The organism is uncultured Roseibium sp. (genome assembly GCF_947499295.1).
Classification (GTDB): Bacteria; Pseudomonadota; Alphaproteobacteria; order Rhizobiales; family Stappiaceae; genus Roseibium.
Map to the genome: position 1 here is coordinate 1 of NZ_CANMNP010000153.1, position 373 is coordinate 373.

The 373-nt window shown below is 56.3% G+C and carries 1 protein-coding gene; it reads right to left on the reverse strand.

The genetic code is table 11. The features are described from left to right. Positions 1-373: DDE-type integrase/transposase/recombinase (locus Q0835_RS30210; protein WP_298967207.1), on the reverse strand; the 373-nt coding region annotated here is incomplete at both ends.

Sequence of the window (373 nt, forward strand, 5' to 3'; positions counted from 1 at the left end):
CAGATAAACCGCTTCCTGCTTCCAGGATCGCCAGAGCCGTTCGATGAAGATGTTGACCATGCACCGACCACGTCCATCCATCGAGATACGCACCCCGGCTTCGGTCAGCTTGGTTATCCAAGCCGATCCGGTGAACTGTGATCCCTGATCCGTATTCATTATCTCGGGCGGCCCGAACCGGTCGATAGCCTCTTTCAACGCCTCAATGCAGAAGTCGGCGTGCATCGTGTTTGACAGCCGCCAGCTCAGGACTTTCCGTGTCGCCCAGTCCATGATCGCGACCAGATACAGAAAACCGTGCTTCACAGGAATGAACGTGATGTCCGAACACCAGACCTGGCTGGGTCTGTTGATCGTCATGCCCCGCAGCAGA